Consider the following 16375-nt stretch of genomic DNA (forward strand, 5'->3'; position numbering starts at 1 on the left):
CGGGATGAGCGGTGCCATCGGCATGTGCGGTTACAGCGATTCCCAGAACCGCCGCCTGTCCTCGGCCTCCCGGCGTCGAGCCCGCACGTAGGCGTCGTGCTCGGGCGACCCGAGGGAGAAGGAGAAGACCTTCCCCGAGCCGTCGATCTCGGCGGGCGTCGGCGGGGCGACATGCCTCCGGGCCTCCCAGTACCGGCGGCACTTCTCCAGCTGCGCCTCCGTCAGCGAGCGGGAGTGCCCGTTGGCGTCCACCTTCACGAAGAAGTACGGCCCGTAGAGCCCGCACCCGTTCGGCCGGTCATCGAGGCCGTGGTAGTCGTCGGCGCACACGATGAAGACGCCGGGGCCGACGCCGACCATATCGAACGACCGGCTGCCGATCGCCTCCTGCCATCCGTCGCAGCCGTCCTTGATCTCCGCCGGGTAGGGCTCTCCGCCCACCGGGACGATCAGGACCACGATTCGCTTGATGCTCTTCTTGCCCATAATCATGTCTCCTCGGCACGTACCTTCATCGCCAGGCGGGGTGGCCAAAGACCCCGCCGGGGCGGACCGGGCTCGAATAAGGCTGGGGAGGGACATACCTCCCCCGCCCGCCCGGATGCACGGCTCCGGGACGCCTCGGGTGTCGTTGCTGCCTTGCCGACTCGGCGGCCCCTATCACCGCCGGTGCGGGTCAGTCCTTGGCCCCGGCCCTGGGGAGATCGCCGGCCCCGGCGGTCCGGTCGTCCTCCGAGATGATCGGGTCGATCAGAACTCGTCGAACCAGCTCATCGCCTCGGCGAGGGCCTCGCCGAACTCGCCGTCCTCACGGTCCCCGATCGCCTCCTGGATGGCCTCCACGAGATCGCCGACCGACTTCACCCGGCACCGGAGGTACTCCCAGTCCAGCCTGGGGCACTTGACGGGGAGGTGGGCCAGGTGGGCGGGGGCCGGGGACAGGTCCAGGACGGCCTCCAGGGCGGCGACGGCGTTAGGGTTGTCCCCCTCGTACTCGAAGTCGTCCCCCCGGTCCTCGATGTCCTCGTCGCTGTACTCGACCTCCTCCAGGAGGCCGGGGACCATCCCCAGGAGGAGTTCGACCTGTCCCCCGATCGTCGGGGCGTCCGCCCCCCGGCCGTCCTTGCGGCGACCCGCCTCGGGCTCGGGCGGCTTGGGAGAATCGACGAGCGAGATCTTGTTCTTGGGCATGTTGCGCCTTCTGTCGTTCGGACGGTTGGGTCGGGGAAAGTTGGTCGAGGACTTCACGATCGTCCTCGATCGAGGACGGGCGGGGATGGTCGTCCCCGCCCGCTTGATGGACTCAAGGCAGGCGTGCCGATTCGGCGTCGGCGGGCTCCGCTCCGTCTGGAGTTGGTCAGCCCTCGGACTTGGCGTCCTCGGTCGGCGTCCAATCGGCCCGATCGCCAGGCGGCACGCTCGATGGGTCAGAAATTGAGCCAGAGGCACTCGACACGCTCTACCCGGCCGACCCCCTTCATGCGGATCGACACCGGGCGGGAGACGACCCGCCAGTCGGACAGCCAGCGGGCGTAGATGGGGTTGGCGTAGCCCGAGAGGGCGACCTTGCCCCGGAGCTGGAGGATGTGGCGGCACAGCTCGACGTGCTGCTCGTCGGACAGGCCGAAGCGGCCGTAGATCTTGCGGCCGACGCCGACGTAGGGCGGGTCCAGGTAGAAGCAGGTCTCGGGCGAGTCGAGGTCGTGCAGGTGGTCCAGGCAGTCGCCCGAGACGATCCTCACCCCCTGGAGGCGGAGGTGGACATCGGAGAGCTTCACGATCCCCCGGTCCCACCAACCCTGCTGGTCCTTCGTCGAGCTGCTGTCGGAGTACCCGCCGCACCCGCCGTGGCCCATCCGGCGGAGGATGTACGTCAGGGCGGCCAGCTCCAAGCCGGAGCCCCAATCCCCGGCCCGCAGGCGATCCCTGGCGTCCCGCCAAGTCTCGTAACGCCAACGGAGGGGGGCGAGCCTCCGGGCGAGGGCGTCCGCCTTGTCCCGCACCGCACGCAGCAAGGCGGCCTGGCCGGGGTTCCGCTCGATCAGCACCTCCTCGGACGACCGGGACTTGGCCAGCAGGACGTTGGCGGCCCCGGCGAACGCCTCCACGTAGCGGCCGTGCGGCGGGAGCTGGGCGACGATCCACCGCCGGATCGTCGCCTTGCCGCCGGGATGCCGTGTCAGGATCATCCCGCCACCTCCGTCGCCGAGGGCTGCGTGTCGATCCGGGCCATCTCGCCGTTGCGGAGCCAGTAGTCCCGGACGGCCCGAGCGATCACCTCGCCGTGCCCGGCCTCCTCCTGGGCGGCCAGGTGGTCGAGCAGCTTCCAGCTCACCAGGGGCAGGGCGACGGGCAGCGCCTCGGCGGCGTCGGCGTAGAGGTCTTCCAGGCCCCGCAGGAAGGTCTCCCTGGGGCGATCGTCCACGGGCTCTCCCTTGTCTCCGCCGTCGGCCGGGCCGGTGGCGGCGATCGTGCGAGGAGCCGGGGGCTCTGCACCGGCGGCGGAGTGGGTCGGCTTGACGACGCCCTCCGCCGGCCCCGAGTCGTCGGGGGTGGCGGGCGACCCGGCATCCTGGGCGGCGAGATCCTCGAACTTGGGCCGGGGGTAGATGCCCAGGTCGTAGTACGCCTCCATCTTGCCGGGGTAATTGTCGAGGGCCTCGATGCCCCCGGCCCGGACGAACAGGAGCCGGCGGCGTCGGAACGCCTCCTTCGGGTAGCCCTGGTCCTTCGCCCACTGGGTCCACTTGCCGCCGAGTTGCTCGTACTTGAGCTGGGCCGCCGCCCCGAAGCAGTACTCGTGCTGGAGGCTCGTCCGCTCCAAGCCGCCGATGGCCCGGTCGTGTTGCCGCATGTAGTCGAGGAGGCGGCCCTCGTCCCACGAGGCGTGCGGCATGTCGAGGCCAGGCGTGGTCGCCCCGGCGTCGTCCCGGTTGATCATGCTGTCGTTGTCGCTGCCCATGACTCTCGGCCCTCCATCAGGTTCGTCCCGGCGACTTGCCGTGACGGATCGTCCCGATGGTGTAAGTCCCGGCGGCATCCTCGAAGGCATATATCGCTACCGAAGTTGCAGTTTGCCTGAATCATCCTTGAAAACCGGTGCCTTCTCGTCGAGGATAAATCGCTACAGAAGTTGGTTTTCGAGGCTCGATCCGTGGATCGATATCGCAAGCGACGGTTCGCCAGGAACCTTGACGCCCTCCTCACGGCCCGGTGCGTGACCCGCAAGGAGGCGGCGGCCGAGGCCGGGGTTCCGTACCAGTGGCTCCGTCGGGCCGTGGCCGACGGGATCTCCCGGCCGGACAAGCGGAGCCGGGGGCATCTGGAGGCCCTGGCCAACTACCTGGGCCTGACCGGCATCGACGGCTTCTGGGAGCGAGACCTGTACGTCCCCCCGCCGCCGTCCTCGATCAAGGACGAGGCCGATCGCCTGGCGGAGTTGATGCGGGAGTACGCCCTGGACGCCGGGGCCGACGACCCGCTGCTGGGAGCGATCGTCGCCCGGATGGAGCAGGTCGTGGGGGAGCGGCGAGCGAGGCGGAAGAAGCTCGCCGAAGAGGAGGAGGGCCGGAGGCAGGCGGAAGAAGAAGCGAAGGCGAGGCGGAGGAACGCCGAGGAGCTGGACGACCGGCTTGCCGCCGCCTGGATGACGACGGGCGGCCCGAAGGGGCTGGCCGCCTGGGAGGAGCGGCGGGAACGGATGCGGCTGGAGGAAGAAGAGCGTCGTCGGGTGCGGGACGAGCAGGTCCGGTCCTTTCGTGACGATTGCGAGCGGATGCGGGCGGCGGGCCAAGTACTCGACTTCTTCCGCCTGGAGGTCTTGGCGAGATGGAAGGCCGTCGGGCTCCCCCGACTGGAGGAGGTGGAGGTCACGGTCGCCGAGGTCGCCTCGCTCGCCGAGCGACTCGGCCTGAAGACGATCCGGGGGATCGCCCCCCACGCCTCGGACCTCTGGCTGGCGAAGTACGCCCAGGCCCTCGGGACGACCCCCGATCGGGCACGTCGCTCCATCCAGCAGGCCGTCTCGGACGCATTCGGGGTCGGGTGGGACTCGCCCGGAGAGGTCCACGACGCAGCCTCGGTCGGCGACTCGGCCTCACATGCCGCAGCATCCGATGTGGTCCACGGCCCGCCCCCCTGGTGGCGGGACGGGTACGTGCCCCCGTCCTCGATCGAGGACGGGGCGGGGAAGCTCGGCGAGGAGATGCGCCGGTACGTGCTCCTCGTGGGGGAGGAGGACGCCGCCCTCAAGGGGATCGTCGAGCAGGTCCGGGCCGCCGTGCGGTCGCATCATGGCCCCACCGCCCCGGAGAGGGAGGCGGAGCCAGGCGTTCAACCGCCGGTCCGACCGCAAGGGGCGGGCGAAGTGAGGATGAGCGTGGCCGAAAGGGTTGCGGCGGCCAAGCGGGCGATCGCACGGGGCGGGTCGATCGATCCCGGAAGGGAGGGCCGAGGCGGGCCGACGCCGACCGGGGAGGCGGCGGTGCGACCTCCCTCGCCGTGGCCGGAGCGGATCGGCGTGGAAGTCGCCCGCCAGGCCCTCGGCGAGATGGAGGCCAGGTGCCTCGGGCCGTGGCGGACCTACGGCCTGCCCCGGATCGATGAGGTCGTGGTCACGCCGGGAGAGGTGGCCGATCATGCCGGCCTCCTCCGCATCCCGGCGGAGGATGTCGGGGGCTTCGCATTCCGGGTGATCTGGCTGCCCAGGTACGCCCGCCTCCTGGGCAAGAACAACGACGAGGCGATCGATTTCATCAGAGACCATATCGCCGCCTGTGTGCCTGGGAGCCGGGTGGAGACGGCACCGCCTCAAGCCGGGCCAGGCGGGGATGGGGTCAAGCCGGGGCCGAGCGAGGAGGAGGCACGAGCCCGAGAGGAAGCGAGGCCGCTGGTCGCCCGTGTGGTGGCGATCCTCTCCCCCGAGCAGGCGGAGCACTTCTTCCGGGGCTATCCTTCGCCCGCACGGGCCGAATCCGACCTGGAGAACGAGCTGCTCAATCGCCTATCCGGCGGCCGGTTCATCGGGGACGACAAAACCCCGCAATCGCCGGACGAGGCGGTCCGTGGGCTCGTCGCCGAGATCGTCGAGGACTTCGAGAAGTCACGTCACGGCGAGGTCGGCGATGACCTCTTGCAGCCGTTCAGCGATCCCGAGGCGGTGATCGCCCCCCGCAAGTCGCTCGATCACCGCCACGGCGACGACCCCTCGACGGACGACGACCACGATGAGCGACCTCCGGTCGGGATCGCCCTGGAGGCGGAGATCGCCCGGTCCGTCGCCGAGGATCGGGAGTCGCTGGAGCGGAGGGTCAACGACTTCTGGGAGATGCTGGGCGACACCCCGCTGCCCGGCGGCTCGGGCACCTACCGGGACCGCAGCGAGGGGCTCGGCGACCGGATGACGATCGGCTCGGCCGCCCTTCGTGCCTGCGGCGACGACCTCGGCAAGGCGCTGAGATGGCTGACCGACCGGGTGGACAGGGCGATCAAGGATGAGGAGTCGGCGGCGAGGCGGCACTCTACGCCCAGGGCCGAAGAGAAGGCCCCGCCGCCTGCGAAGCGTCCCGTGCGGAAGAAGGGGCCGGTCGTGACGGACCCGGAGGACATCCGGGAGGCCGTGGTGGAGGCACATCGGATCGGCATGCCCACGGACGAGATCATCGCCGACCTGCGAGGGCGTCCCGACCTTCCCGATTGGGTCCGGCGGGCCAAGGGCTCGGTCCTCCGGGGCGAGATCGGGAAGATCGTCGCCCGTTATGAATCGGAGTTGGAGGACGAGGCCGCCCCGGACGAGTTCGACGCCCAGGCCGGCGACGACAGGCGGAATTGGGAGCGGGAAGACGATTGAATCGCCCGCCGTCGAGAGGAAGCAGCAGCGCCGTCAGGCCAGCGAAGGGATCGAGGCGAGGCCCGCCGCCGGGAGGACGTGGCGTGATGGCATGGCACGCCCGGCGGCCAGTCCCGTCCCAGGTTTATTAGCCGACGGGACATCCGAGTACAAAAGTGGTACGGGAGAGGGCCTTCACCTTGGTGGGCCTCGGCCGATCGGGAAATCGTTATCAGCGGCCGGGGCAACGGGATGGGGGCCTGGGCGAAACCCTGGGGAAAGCCGGCGAGGGGAGTGGTCCTGGACCGAGGACGGGTGGTCCCTCATGAAGCCGTCGGTCCCCGCTCGGAAGGCGGATCTCCGCCACGACGCAGCTCATTCCCGTGCTGAAGGATCGAGAACCTTCGCCCATGCGTCTTCGTCTTTCCTTGCCGCAGGCAAGGCTTCCCTTCCAGTCCCCTGCGAGGGGCATCGGGGTCTTGAAGGGAAGTCCTGAGCGAAGTCATAAGAGTAGTCTTAATTGTGGCAAACAAGACGCATCGGGCGTCAAACAAGCCGCATGCCGTGCCAAGGAAGCCGCATCGGGAGCGTCAAACAAGCCGCACGGGCCGGTGCGGCTTCCTTTACACGTCAGCTTGCCGAACATCAGCACCGGACCTGCCTGGCGACCTCCCTGACCTTATAGATGAGCAGGTCCACGGAGGGGCGTCCGGGCAGCTTCGCATTGGCCCTGTGCTCGGCCTCGGCCCTGGTGAAGGCGTCGAGGAATCCCCCGGTCTGGAAGTAGAACCAGATCTCGTGGGGGCCGGGGAAAAGCGGCAGGGTGCCGATCAGCAACTTGGTGATGTCCTCGTCCGTGTACCTCGCATTCGCCAGGGTCTGCCGGTGGGCCAGGATGGCGGGGATGGCGACCTCGATGTCGTCCTTGCGGCCACGCCCTTCAAGGCTCTGCCGGACGATCTCCGCCAGGTCGTACACCGGCTCGCTGGCGGCGGGCCGAGCCCCGCCCCTCGGCCCCTTCCGGGCCGTGGTCGCCTTGCGGTCCCGCCAGAGTTCGAGCGTCTCGACGGACGAGTAGCCGAGGGCGAAGCCGTGGCCCGTCGGGTTCACGAGGTCGAGCTTCTGGAGCAGGGCGAGCCCGGCCGCAACCGTCGGGCGGCTCACGCCGAGCAAGACGGCCAGGCCCGCCCGAGTCTGGCCGTGGAGCTTTCCCTCCCAGCGGGCGAGCGAAGCCATCAGGAAGTACAGGTCGCTGGCCGATTGGGTCAGTCGGACCGCCTCGCCCGCCGCCTTGCGCCTGACCCCCGGTGCGATCGTGTAGATCCTGTAGGTGGCGAGCCGCCGGTGCCAGTCCCCGTCCTTGCCCTGCTTCCAGGCGAACCACTCCCGCCGATCGCCGGTCGGTTCGATCGCCTCGTAGCCGCCCTCCGCCTTCCGGGCGAGCCCCTCGGCGATCAGCGCCTCCAGGTGCCTGGGGACGCCCCGAGCCCTGCCGGTCCGCTCCCCGGACCGGCCCCGCTCCAGCCCGGTCCTCCTGGAGATCAAGGCCGGGCGGACCGGCCTCCCGTCTCGGGCCTTGTAGGCCAGGAACGAATAGACCTTGACGACATCGTTGGAGAGCGGGCACTTCTTCCCGGTCACGACCCTCGGGACGAATCGCTTCCCCTTGAAGAAGCCCTGATTCTCCTTCGGGCCTAGGTCGTGTGGACAGCAGATAGGCGTTGTGGGCTAATGACGGCGACGCTTCACCATCACGGAGGGCCTGTCATGCGCCGCCGCCACGAGATCTCCGACGCCGATTGGGACCGGATCAAGGACCTCCTGCCGGGGCTTCCCGGGGGGCACGGCGGGGGCGCCCAGGACAACCGCCGGTTCGTCGACGCCGTGCTCTGGATCGCCAAGACCGGCGCGCCGTGGCGCGACCTCCCCGAGCGGTTCGGCAACTGGAACAGCACCTGGCGGCGGTTCGACCGCTGGTGTTCCAAGGGGGTCTGGGCCCGGGTCATGACCGCGTTGCAGGACGAGGACCTCGAATGGCTGATCCTCGACTCCACGGTGATCCGCGCGCATCCGGCGGCGGCCGGCTCGAAAAAAAGTGGGACGGCTCCGGCGGACACGCCGAGCAGGCCCTCGGCCGCAGCCGAGGCGGATTCGGGACCAAGATCCACGTGGCGGTCAGCGGGCTCGGACTCCCCACGCGACTGATCCTGACGCCGGGCCAGGCCGCCGACTCGCCCCAGGCCGAGGCGCTGATCGACGGCCTGGCGACGGAAGTGGTCGTCGCCGACAAGGGGTACGACAGCCGTGCCGTGGTCGAGGCGATCGAATCGCGCGGGGCCAAGGCGGTGATCCCCTCGCTTCGCAACCGCAAGATCCAGCGGCCTTACGATCGGGATCGCTACCGCGACCGAAACCTGGTCGAGCGGTTCTGGCACAAGGCCAAGCAGTACCGCCGCGTGGCGACGCGGTACGACAAGACGGCCAAGAACTTCCTCGGATTCGTTCATGTGGCTTCGATCATGATCCTCTTGCGATAGCCCAGAACGCCGCGGTTCACCAGCTGCTGTCCACACGACCTAGCAGCACCGTATGGAGTTTCACGCTGTCCCGCATGGGGATCATCACCTCCCGTCTGACGTGGTCGAAGCCGTCGTTCGTCGGCTCGAACTTCGCGGGGGTCTCACTCGGCAGGTCTTTATAAGTTGCGGGCGGCTTGGCCTCATCCTGCGCCGAGGCCGTCCCGGCCAGCGCGGCCAACCCGAGCAGGAACGCGCGAGAACAGGCGCCCGCCATGAACCGATCCCTCTCGGACCTCATGGTCTTGCCGTTCCGACCTCTCATGGGGGCACACTCCATCCGGGTAAGCTGGACCAGACGTCTGGGCGTCACGGGGACCTCTTGCCGTCGTCTCGGAGCATGGTACGGCGGGCGCCAACGGACTACCTGTCGGATTCACCGGCTGTTGCGACCGGCCTGTGCCGGGGGATCTCGGCCTTGAAATCGCCGAGGCTGACCCACTTCAGGCGCCTGTCCAGGTCCACCTCGGCGACCGCGACGGTGCCCCAGTCCTTCGCCTGAGCGATGATCTCGCCGGTGTGGTCGAAAACGGCCGAGATCATCCAGTTGTGCGAGACGTCCTCGTACGTGCTGCTGACGACGTAGACGTGGTTCTCGCACGCGCGGGCGCGGGCGAGCAACGGGTTGCAACCCCAGACCGGCCAGGCGATCACCTCGGCGCCGTGGTTGGTCAGCTCGCGGGCGACCTCGGGGAAGAAGCCGTCGTAGCAGACCATCATCCCGACCTTGCCGAAGCGGGTCGAGAAGACGGGATAGCTGGAGCCCGGCGCGATGCCCCCTTCGACCTCGCCGCGCGGGAGGCAGACCTTGCGGTACTTGCCGACGATCGCGCCATCGGGGCCGATGAGCACCGCGACGTTGTACACGAGGTTCCCGTCTCGCTCCAGCAGGCCGGCCACGATGTGGAGGTCGTGCCGCTTCGCGAGCCGGCCGAAGTACTCGGTGGACGGGCCGGGGATGGGCTCGGCCACCTCCTGGTACTTCTTGCCCAGGCCCAGGTAGGTCAGCGTCTCGCCGAGCACCACGAGATCGGCCTTCCGCCGGGCGGCCTCAGCGATGAACGGCTCGTACAGCCGGCGGTTCTCCTCCGGCGTGTTGCCGCCCGACGGCTTGAAGTGGACGGTGGCGAGCCGCACCGTGCGCGGCGAAGGCGCCGTCGTTTCGCTCAGGGAAACGCCGCGCCATCGCACCTCGCCGTCCCGGGCCCATCGCAAGTGCAGTTCGACGACTGCCTGGGTGGCGTGCGCAGGGGCTCGGTAGGTGTCGGAAACTTCGGCCCAGCCCCGGCCGTCGTCCCCCCGCGTCGTGGGGAATTCCGTCTCGGCCATCGGCGTCGCCCCCTGGAGGTAGCCGCTGACGGCCGGCTCGTCGAGCGGGACGTGCTGGCCGTTCGCGTCTCTCCAGTGGAGTTCGGCCACGACGCTGCGTCGGGGGACCTCCACGCCCTTCGCCTGGTAGCGCGCGTCGAAGCGGTAATGGCGGCCCCCTGTCACCGGAAAAGCCTTCGTCCAGCAGCCGTCCACACCGTCGCGCGGCCCGGCCTTGATGATCAGCACTGCTGGACGGCCCGGCTCGTCGCCGGGCTCGCATGCGAATTCGGGCCGGATCTCGTCGCGCGGCGCGCCGGTCGACCAACCCGCGTCGTCCGGGACCTCGACAGCCGCGCTCGGCGGCGGCGCTGCGGCAACGCACGCGCCCACCAGCGCCGCCGCGAACAGGCGACCAGGAAGTCGGCCGCGCGTCATCGATCTCATCATTCACCCCGCTGCTGATCGAGTGTTCGGTCGGGCTCCGATTCTCACCCCCTCCTACTCTATCAGCCGGAGCGATCCAAGGTAGACGCTGCTCGACCCGCTTTGGGATGGGGCGATGGCACCAAGGTCCCGCCCCTGGAAGCACCGAACGGTTGCCGACGCGCCGCAACCAGCCCGAGTCGATCCGGGATCCCGAGAGGGCCGGTTTCCGATCAGCGGCATGCCTCGACGTATACCCACTCCTGTTTCCCGGCGGCGGGTGACCGACGAGATGTTCGAGGACGCCGCCAGAGCGGTGGCCGACCAGGTGACTTAGGCCGAACGGGACTCGAAGCTGCCGTCCCCCCCCGCAGAGCAACATCCTGCAGACGGAGATCGCGGTCGCGGTCAAGGTGGCCGAGACCATCTTCGCCAGGGGGGCTTGGCCGGCGCCGAGGCGCCCGCCGGCGTGCGGGGATTCGTCGAAGGCCAAGTCTACAAGCCGGAGTACCCCAAGCACGTGTAAGGAATCCTCGGACGTTGACAGCGCGGCTCAAACCCCTTCGCGCCGGCTCGCTGGCTGTCGGTCGTCCTCGCCACGCTCGCCGTCCTACCGGGCGAGTCGGGGAGTGACGGCCATGCCGCGCCTCGTAGGCGCGCACGACCTCCTCGTAGCGTGGGGGCTTGGCAACGCCAGTTGACCAATGCCGCGCCTCGTAGGCGCGCACGACCTCCTCGACCAGGTGCGCAACAACGGGTTATGGGTCGAAGCCGGCACGCAGACGGATTGAACGAGCGGTTCGCAGAGGGATCGCGACGAGAGGATTTCGGTGGATCGGCCTGACGGGCGGCTTTCTCAAACGGATGGAACGGGACGAAAGGCGGGCCCTGCCGGGTCGATTAACTTTGATCGACCTTGGTTCGGCCCTCTCCGCAGATCGCCAGGCTCTTGATCGAGCATGTGAGTTTAGTCGTCGACAAGGCCGTCGAGCACGTGGACGTCGAGCCTCACTGCATCGGCGGACATGTGGAATCGCACGTCCTGGCCCGGTCGGTGAGGCGTTACGACTCCGCGCCGACTACCCCGTACTGATTTCGAGGCTCCAGGCCCTGTTCGCCGAGGGCTTGATCGCCGCGGCGATCGCCGAGCGGCTGAACGAGCAGGGCTTCCGGCCCCGAAGCACGTCGATCGCTTCAACCGGGTCATGGTGTAAGGGCTGCTGGGCCGCCTGGAACCGGCCCCACGCGAACCCAGCCCTTTCAACATGCACTATATGAATTTGTTAAACTGCCGCGATGCAAGGAGTTGTCAGCATTGTAGGTAGGGAGGCCGCCCCGATGATCCACAGCGAAGTCTTCGAACGATTCACCCAGGGGGACACCATCTCCGTCATGGCTCAGGCTGTGATGGAGAACGCTCTCAGCCCTCGAATCCTCGACCAACTCTTCGAGGACGTCGCCGAGCGGCAGTATACTCGCGAGCTCTTGTTCTCTTCGATCGTCGAGTTGATGAGCGTCGTCGTCTGCGGCGTCCGGCCCTCCATCAACGCGGCCTACGCCAAGAACGCCGTGCGCATCAACGCCTCGCTCACCGCCCTCTACCGCAAGATCGAACGCATCGAGCCCGCGATCGCCGCCGCCTTGGTTCAAACCTCGGCGGAGCGGCTCGCCCCGGTCGTCAAGGCCATGGGGGGCGGCCTGACGCCGTTCTTGGCGGGCTATCGCGCCAAGATCCTCGACGGCAACCACCTGGCCAAGACCGAGCACCGGATCAAGGAACTGCGGACGATCCTCGCCGGGGTCTTGCCCGGCCACGCCTTGGTCGTCTTCGATCCCAAACTGGCTCTGGTAGTCGACGTGGTCCTCTGCGAGGACGGCCACGCCCAGAAACGGTCGCTGTTGGATCAGGTGGTGGAGACCGTCGCGGCCCGGGACCTCTGGATCGCGGACCGCAACTTCTGCACGACCGACTTCCTCTTCGGGATCGCCCGCCGCGATGGTTGTTTCGTGATCCGCCAGCACAGTTCGACGCTGTACTGCACCCTGGAGGGCGAGCGGGAAGCCCGGGAGCCGACGGCCACCGGCGCGGTCTTCGAGCAAGCCCTGCGGGCCACGAACTCCGTCGGCCAGGAACTCCTGATGAGGCGGGTGACGGTGGTCCTGGACCAGCCGACTCGCGACGGGGACGACGAGATCCATTTGCTGACGAATCTGCCGGCCGAGGCCGCGGACGCCCGAAAGGTCGCGGAAATCTACCGGCGTCGATGGACCATCGAGACCGCGTTACAGGAGATGGAGAAGACCCTCAAGGGGGAGATCAAGGAACTGGGCTACCCGCGGGCGGCCCTGTTCAGCTTCTGCGTGGCGTTGCTGTCGTACAACGTGATGAACACGGTCAAGTCGGCCCTCCGCGCGGCCCACGGCGAGGAGGAAGCCGCGGGATGATGCGGGCGATCCCCAAGGACGAATGGGTGGAATTCCAGGAGATGCCGCCGGAGGAGTTGGCCGCGACGCTGGTCGGCTGAGCGCGAACCGTGCCCCTGTCGGAGTACCGCAAGAGCACGCGCGGCCCGAAGAAGCCGAAGCCCAAGAAACAAAGCGGGGCGAAGATCAGCCATGTCGCCACGTCGAAGATATTGAAAGCTCGAAAACCATGTACATAGCTCACGTTTAGAGGGCTGCCGGCGCTACGCCCACCCGTTCGAGTGGACGTGGACCAACCAGAAGATGAGAAAGTGGTTCGCTCGACACGCCCCTTGAATTCCTTGCATTACTTGTGGCCAGAGACACTAGAACTCTTCTCCGAAGACGACGTCGCCGGTCACCCCGACCTGATAGGCCGAGACGCGCCGCTCGAAGAAGTTCGCCAACTCCTGGACGTCCTGGAGTTCCATGAAGGCGAACGGGTTGCGTGAACCGAAGATCGGCTCGATGTCGAGGGATTCCAGGCGACGGTCGGCCACGTACTCGAGATACTTCCTCAGGTCTTGGGGGCTCATCCCAGCGACGCCGAGAGACAAGACGTCTCCTGCGAAGGCCGCCTCGCAATCGACCGCCTCCCGCATCATAGCAACGACGTCCGCCTCCACGCCGGCGTCGAAGAGGTCCGGTTCTTCCCGGCGGGCTGTTGCGATCACGTTGAAGGCGAAGGCGATGTGCGCGCTCTCGTCGCGGAAGACCCAGTTCGTCCCGGTCGCCAGACCGTGGAGCAGCCCCTTCGAGCGCAGGAAGTACACGTAGGCGAACGCCCCGAAGAAGAACAGCCCCTCGATGCAGGCGGCGAAGCAGATCAGGTTCAGCAGGAACTGCCTGCGATGCTCGCGGGTCTCCAGTCGGTCGAGGCCCTCGATCGAGTCGATCCAGCGGAAACAGAAGTCCGCCTTGGCCTTGATCGAGGGGATGTTGTTGATCGCCGCGAACGCTTGCTCCCTCCCGGCCATGTCCGGCAGGTAGTTGTCGAGCAGGGTCAGATAGAACTGAACGTGCACCGCCTCTTCGTAGAGCTGGCGCGAGAGATACATTCTCGCCTCGGGCGAGTTGATGTGCTGATACAAGTTCAGCACGAGGTTGTTGCCGACGATCGAGTCGCCCGTGGCGAAGAAGGCCACCAGCCGCTGGATCAGGTGGCGCTCGGCGGGAGTCACACGCCGATCGAGGTCGGCGAGATCGGTGGAAAAGTCGACCTCGTCCACCGCCCAGGAGTTCTTGAGCGCCGCCTTGTACATGTCGAAGAAGACCGGATAACGCATCGGCCTGAGCGTCAGGTCCATCCCTGGGTCGAGCAGCATCAGAGTGTTCCTTTCGGGTTTCGAGGAGTCGAGCGATCATTCACGATCGGCTCGGATTACTGGCAGGCTTCGCAAGTCTCGGGGTTCTCGAGCGAGCACGCGACGTCCTTCGAGGCCTCGACGACTCGCGTCGTGGTCGTCTTCGCAATGCCTGTCGCGGGTCGCGAGCGCAGGTAATAGCTCGTCTTGAGGCCCTTCTTCCAGGCGTACATGTACATTGATGAGAGCTTGCCGATAGTCGGGCTCTCGATGAACAGGTTCAGCGATTGGCTCTGGTCGATGAACGGGGCACGCTCGGCGGCCATGTCGATGAGCGACCGCATCGGGACCTCCCAGATGGTGCGGAAGATGCTCTTCAGCTCCTGCGGGATCTCGGCGACGCTCTGGATGGACCCTTCGGCGAGCTTGATCCGGTTGCGGACATCCTCGGTCCAGAGGCCGAGCCCCTTCAACTCGCGGACGAGGTAGCGGTTGACCTGGAGGAATTCCCCGGAGAGCGTCTCGCGCTTGAAGAGGTTCGAGATCTGCGGCTCGATGCATTCGAAGGCCCCGACGATCGACGCGATCGTCGCCGTCGGGGCGATGGCCACGACGAGGGAGTTCCGTAGACCGAACAGCCGGATGCGATCGCGAAGCGCCTCCCAACGCGCAGGCTCGCGCGGAGTCGTCCTCCAGAGGTCGAACTGGAAGACTCCCTCGGCGGCCCTGGTTTCGGCGAACGAGGGATGCGGGCCGTGGACCTGCGCGAGTTCGCACGAGGTGCTGAGCGCCTGGAAGTAGATCTCCTCCTGGATGCGGACGGACAGCTCCCTCGCTTCCGGGCGGTCGAAGGGCAATCGCAACTGGAAGAAGACGTCCTGGAGCCCCATGAGGCCGAGGCCGACCGGCCGCCATCGCTTGTTGGACGCAGCCGACTCCGGAGTCGGATAGAAATTGATGTCCACGACCGCGTCGAGGAACTTCACGGCGGTCCGCGCGGTCTCCGCGAGGCCCTCGAAGTCGAACCCCGCGTCGCCGACATGCCGGGCCAGGTTGATCGAGCCCAGGTTGCACACCGCCGTCTCGCCCGCCGAGGTCACCTCGACGATCTCGGTGCACAGGTTCGAGGAGTGGACGATGTTCGATGGGAGCAGCGTCTGGTTCGACTTCCGGTTGCAGGCGTCCTTGAAGTTCATCCAGCCGTTGCCCGTCTCCGCGAGCGTCTTCATCATCCGGGCGTAGAGGTCCCGGGCTGCGACCTGCTTCATGGCGTGCCCCTCGGCCTCGGCCCGCGAGTACGCCGCGTCGAAGTCGTCGCCGTGGAGATCCGAGAGGTGGGGGACGACCTTGGGGTCGAACAGCGACCAGCGTTCGCCGCTCTCGACCCGCCTCATGAAGAGATCCGGGACCCAGTTCGCCAGGTTGAGGTTGTAGGTCCGCCGGGCTTCGTCGCCCGCGTTGTCCTTCAGTTCGAGGAACTCCTCGATGTCGGCGTGCCAGGTCTCCAGGTAGACAGCACACGCCCCTTTCCTCCGCCCCCCTGATTGACTGCGGCGACGGAGGAATCAAGCGTCTTCAACCAGGGGACGATGCCGTTGCTGTGCCCGTTCGTCCCGCGAATGAGCGAACCTCGCGAGCGGATTCGGTGATAAGCCAGCCCGATCCCTCCCGCGTATTTCGAGAGTCGGGCGACGTCGGCGTATCGGGCGTAGATGTCTTCGAGGTCGTCGCCCGGCGAGTCGAGCAGGTAACAGGAGGACATCTGCGATCGGGGCGTCCCCGAGTTGAACAAGGTCGGAGAGCTGGGCAGGTAGCGGTGAGCCGCCATGAGTTCGAAGAGGCTGAGAGCGTCGTTGACGCTCGTCGAGAGGCCGCAGGCGACCCGCAGGAAGAAGTAGGAGGGCGTCTCGGTCACGTCGCGGGCGACCGGATGGCGTAGCAAGTAGCGGTCGTAGACCGTGCGGAGCCCGAAGTACTCGAAGAGGTCGCACGATCGGTCTGCGGCCGAGTTCAGCTTCCGGGCGTTCGAGGCGACGAAACGAGCCGTCTCGGTAGAGACGAGGCCGAGGCGATGACCCACCGCGACCGACTGGGAGAAGGAATGGATGTCCTGGTTCCTTACCTCCTTGTCGATGTAGCGGTCCAAGAGCCGCGCCGCCAATTGAGAGTATTCGGGCTCCTCGGCGATAAGGGACGCGGCGGTCTGGATCGAGAGCCGGTCGAGCTCGCGCGTCGTGGCCCCGTCGAAGAGGCCGCCGATCGTCTTCACCGCAATCCGCATGATGTCCACATGAGGGAGACCGCCTACCGAGCGCTGCACCGCCCGGACGATCTTGTTGACGTCGACCGGTTCGAGCCCGCCGTTGCGCTTTCGCACGTGCATGCCCGACTCGGCGACCGCCGCCGATTGCGCAGGCGGTTTCACCGTGTGAGGCGATGTGCCGTTCTCGGGAGCGACGACCAGAGGTTCT

The 16375-nt window shown here is 67.5% G+C and carries 11 protein-coding genes and 2 pseudogenes; 4 read left to right on the forward strand and 9 right to left on the reverse strand.

All coding sequences use genetic code 11. The features are described 5' to 3' along the window. Positions 1-30: 30 nt before the first annotated feature. The 4 genes from BSF38_RS24635 to BSF38_RS24650 form a co-directional block, all read right to left on the reverse strand. The gene (locus tag BSF38_RS24635) at positions 31-486 is read right to left on the reverse strand and encodes a DUF3846 domain-containing protein (RefSeq protein ID WP_076349725.1); all 456 of its coding nucleotides are present in this window, start codon (positions 484-486) and stop codon (positions 31-33) included. Between the two features lie 264 nt (positions 487-750). Then, positions 751-1191, reverse strand: coding sequence for a hypothetical protein (locus BSF38_RS24640; RefSeq protein WP_145952307.1), 441 nt, complete (start codon positions 1189-1191; stop codon positions 751-753). A gap of 236 nt (positions 1192-1427) precedes the next feature. Then, positions 1428-2189, reverse strand: coding sequence for a DNA adenine methylase (locus tag BSF38_RS24645; RefSeq protein ID WP_076349727.1), 762 nt, complete (start codon positions 2187-2189; stop codon positions 1428-1430). Further along, a complete protein-coding gene (locus BSF38_RS24650; RefSeq protein ID WP_076349728.1) occupies positions 2186-2962 on the reverse strand; it encodes a hypothetical protein in 777 nt (258 codons plus the stop codon). The genes BSF38_RS24645 and BSF38_RS24650 overlap by 4 nt, the downstream gene beginning before the upstream one ends. A 192-nt stretch (positions 2963-3154) precedes the next feature. Here BSF38_RS24650 and BSF38_RS24655 point away from each other — a divergent pair, with 192 nt between their 5' ends. Continuing rightward, on the forward strand, positions 3155-5848 hold the full coding sequence (locus BSF38_RS24655; RefSeq protein WP_145952308.1) for a hypothetical protein: 2694 nt from the start codon (positions 3155-3157) through the stop codon (positions 5846-5848). A 624-nt stretch (positions 5849-6472) separates the two neighbouring features. Here BSF38_RS24655 and BSF38_RS24660 read toward each other — a convergent pair. Next, positions 6473-7468, reverse strand: coding sequence for a hypothetical protein (locus BSF38_RS24660; protein WP_076349730.1), 996 nt, complete (start codon positions 7466-7468; stop codon positions 6473-6475). 126 nt (positions 7469-7594) lie between these two features. On the opposite strand from BSF38_RS24660, the pseudogene BSF38_RS24670 reads away from it, so the two are divergent. Continuing rightward, positions 7595-8364, forward strand: a pseudogene (locus tag BSF38_RS24670) (IS5 family transposase). 16 nt (positions 8365-8380) lie between these two features. On the opposite strand, the gene BSF38_RS24675 reads toward BSF38_RS24670, so the two are convergent. After that, positions 8381-8668 carry a hypothetical protein gene (locus BSF38_RS24675; RefSeq protein ID WP_076349733.1) on the reverse strand — a complete coding sequence of 96 codons (288 nt, stop codon included), beginning with the start codon at positions 8666-8668 and terminating at the stop codon, positions 8381-8383. Positions 8669-8766: 98 nt separating this feature from the next. Next, positions 8767-10149, reverse strand: coding sequence for a carbon-nitrogen hydrolase family protein (locus tag BSF38_RS24680; RefSeq protein WP_237170598.1), 1383 nt, complete (start codon positions 10147-10149; stop codon positions 8767-8769). A gap of 904 nt (positions 10150-11053) precedes the next feature. Between BSF38_RS24680 and BSF38_RS31535 the strand changes: the two genes are divergently transcribed. Both BSF38_RS31535 and BSF38_RS24685 read left to right on the forward strand, forming a co-directional pair. Continuing rightward, entirely contained in the window at positions 11054-11230 is a 177-nt protein-coding gene (locus BSF38_RS31535) for a hypothetical protein (RefSeq protein WP_168189453.1), read from the forward strand. Between the two features lie 245 nt (positions 11231-11475). Continuing rightward, on the forward strand, positions 11476-12582 hold the full coding sequence (locus BSF38_RS24685) for a transposase (RefSeq protein WP_168189454.1): 1107 nt from the start codon (positions 11476-11478) through the stop codon (positions 12580-12582). Between the two features lie 344 nt (positions 12583-12926). On the opposite strand, the gene BSF38_RS24690 is transcribed toward BSF38_RS24685, so the two are convergent. Continuing rightward, positions 12927-13925 carry a ribonucleotide-diphosphate reductase subunit beta gene (locus BSF38_RS24690; RefSeq protein ID WP_076349734.1) on the reverse strand — a complete coding sequence of 333 codons (999 nt, stop codon included), beginning with the start codon at positions 13923-13925 and terminating at the stop codon, positions 12927-12929. A gap of 56 nt (positions 13926-13981) precedes the next feature. Then, positions 13982-16287: pseudogene (locus tag BSF38_RS32740) on the reverse strand (ribonucleoside-diphosphate reductase subunit alpha). Positions 16288-16375 lie beyond the last annotated feature (88 nt).

Source organism: Paludisphaera borealis, assembly GCF_001956985.1.
Lineage (GTDB): Bacteria > Planctomycetota > Planctomycetia > Isosphaerales > Isosphaeraceae > Paludisphaera > Paludisphaera borealis.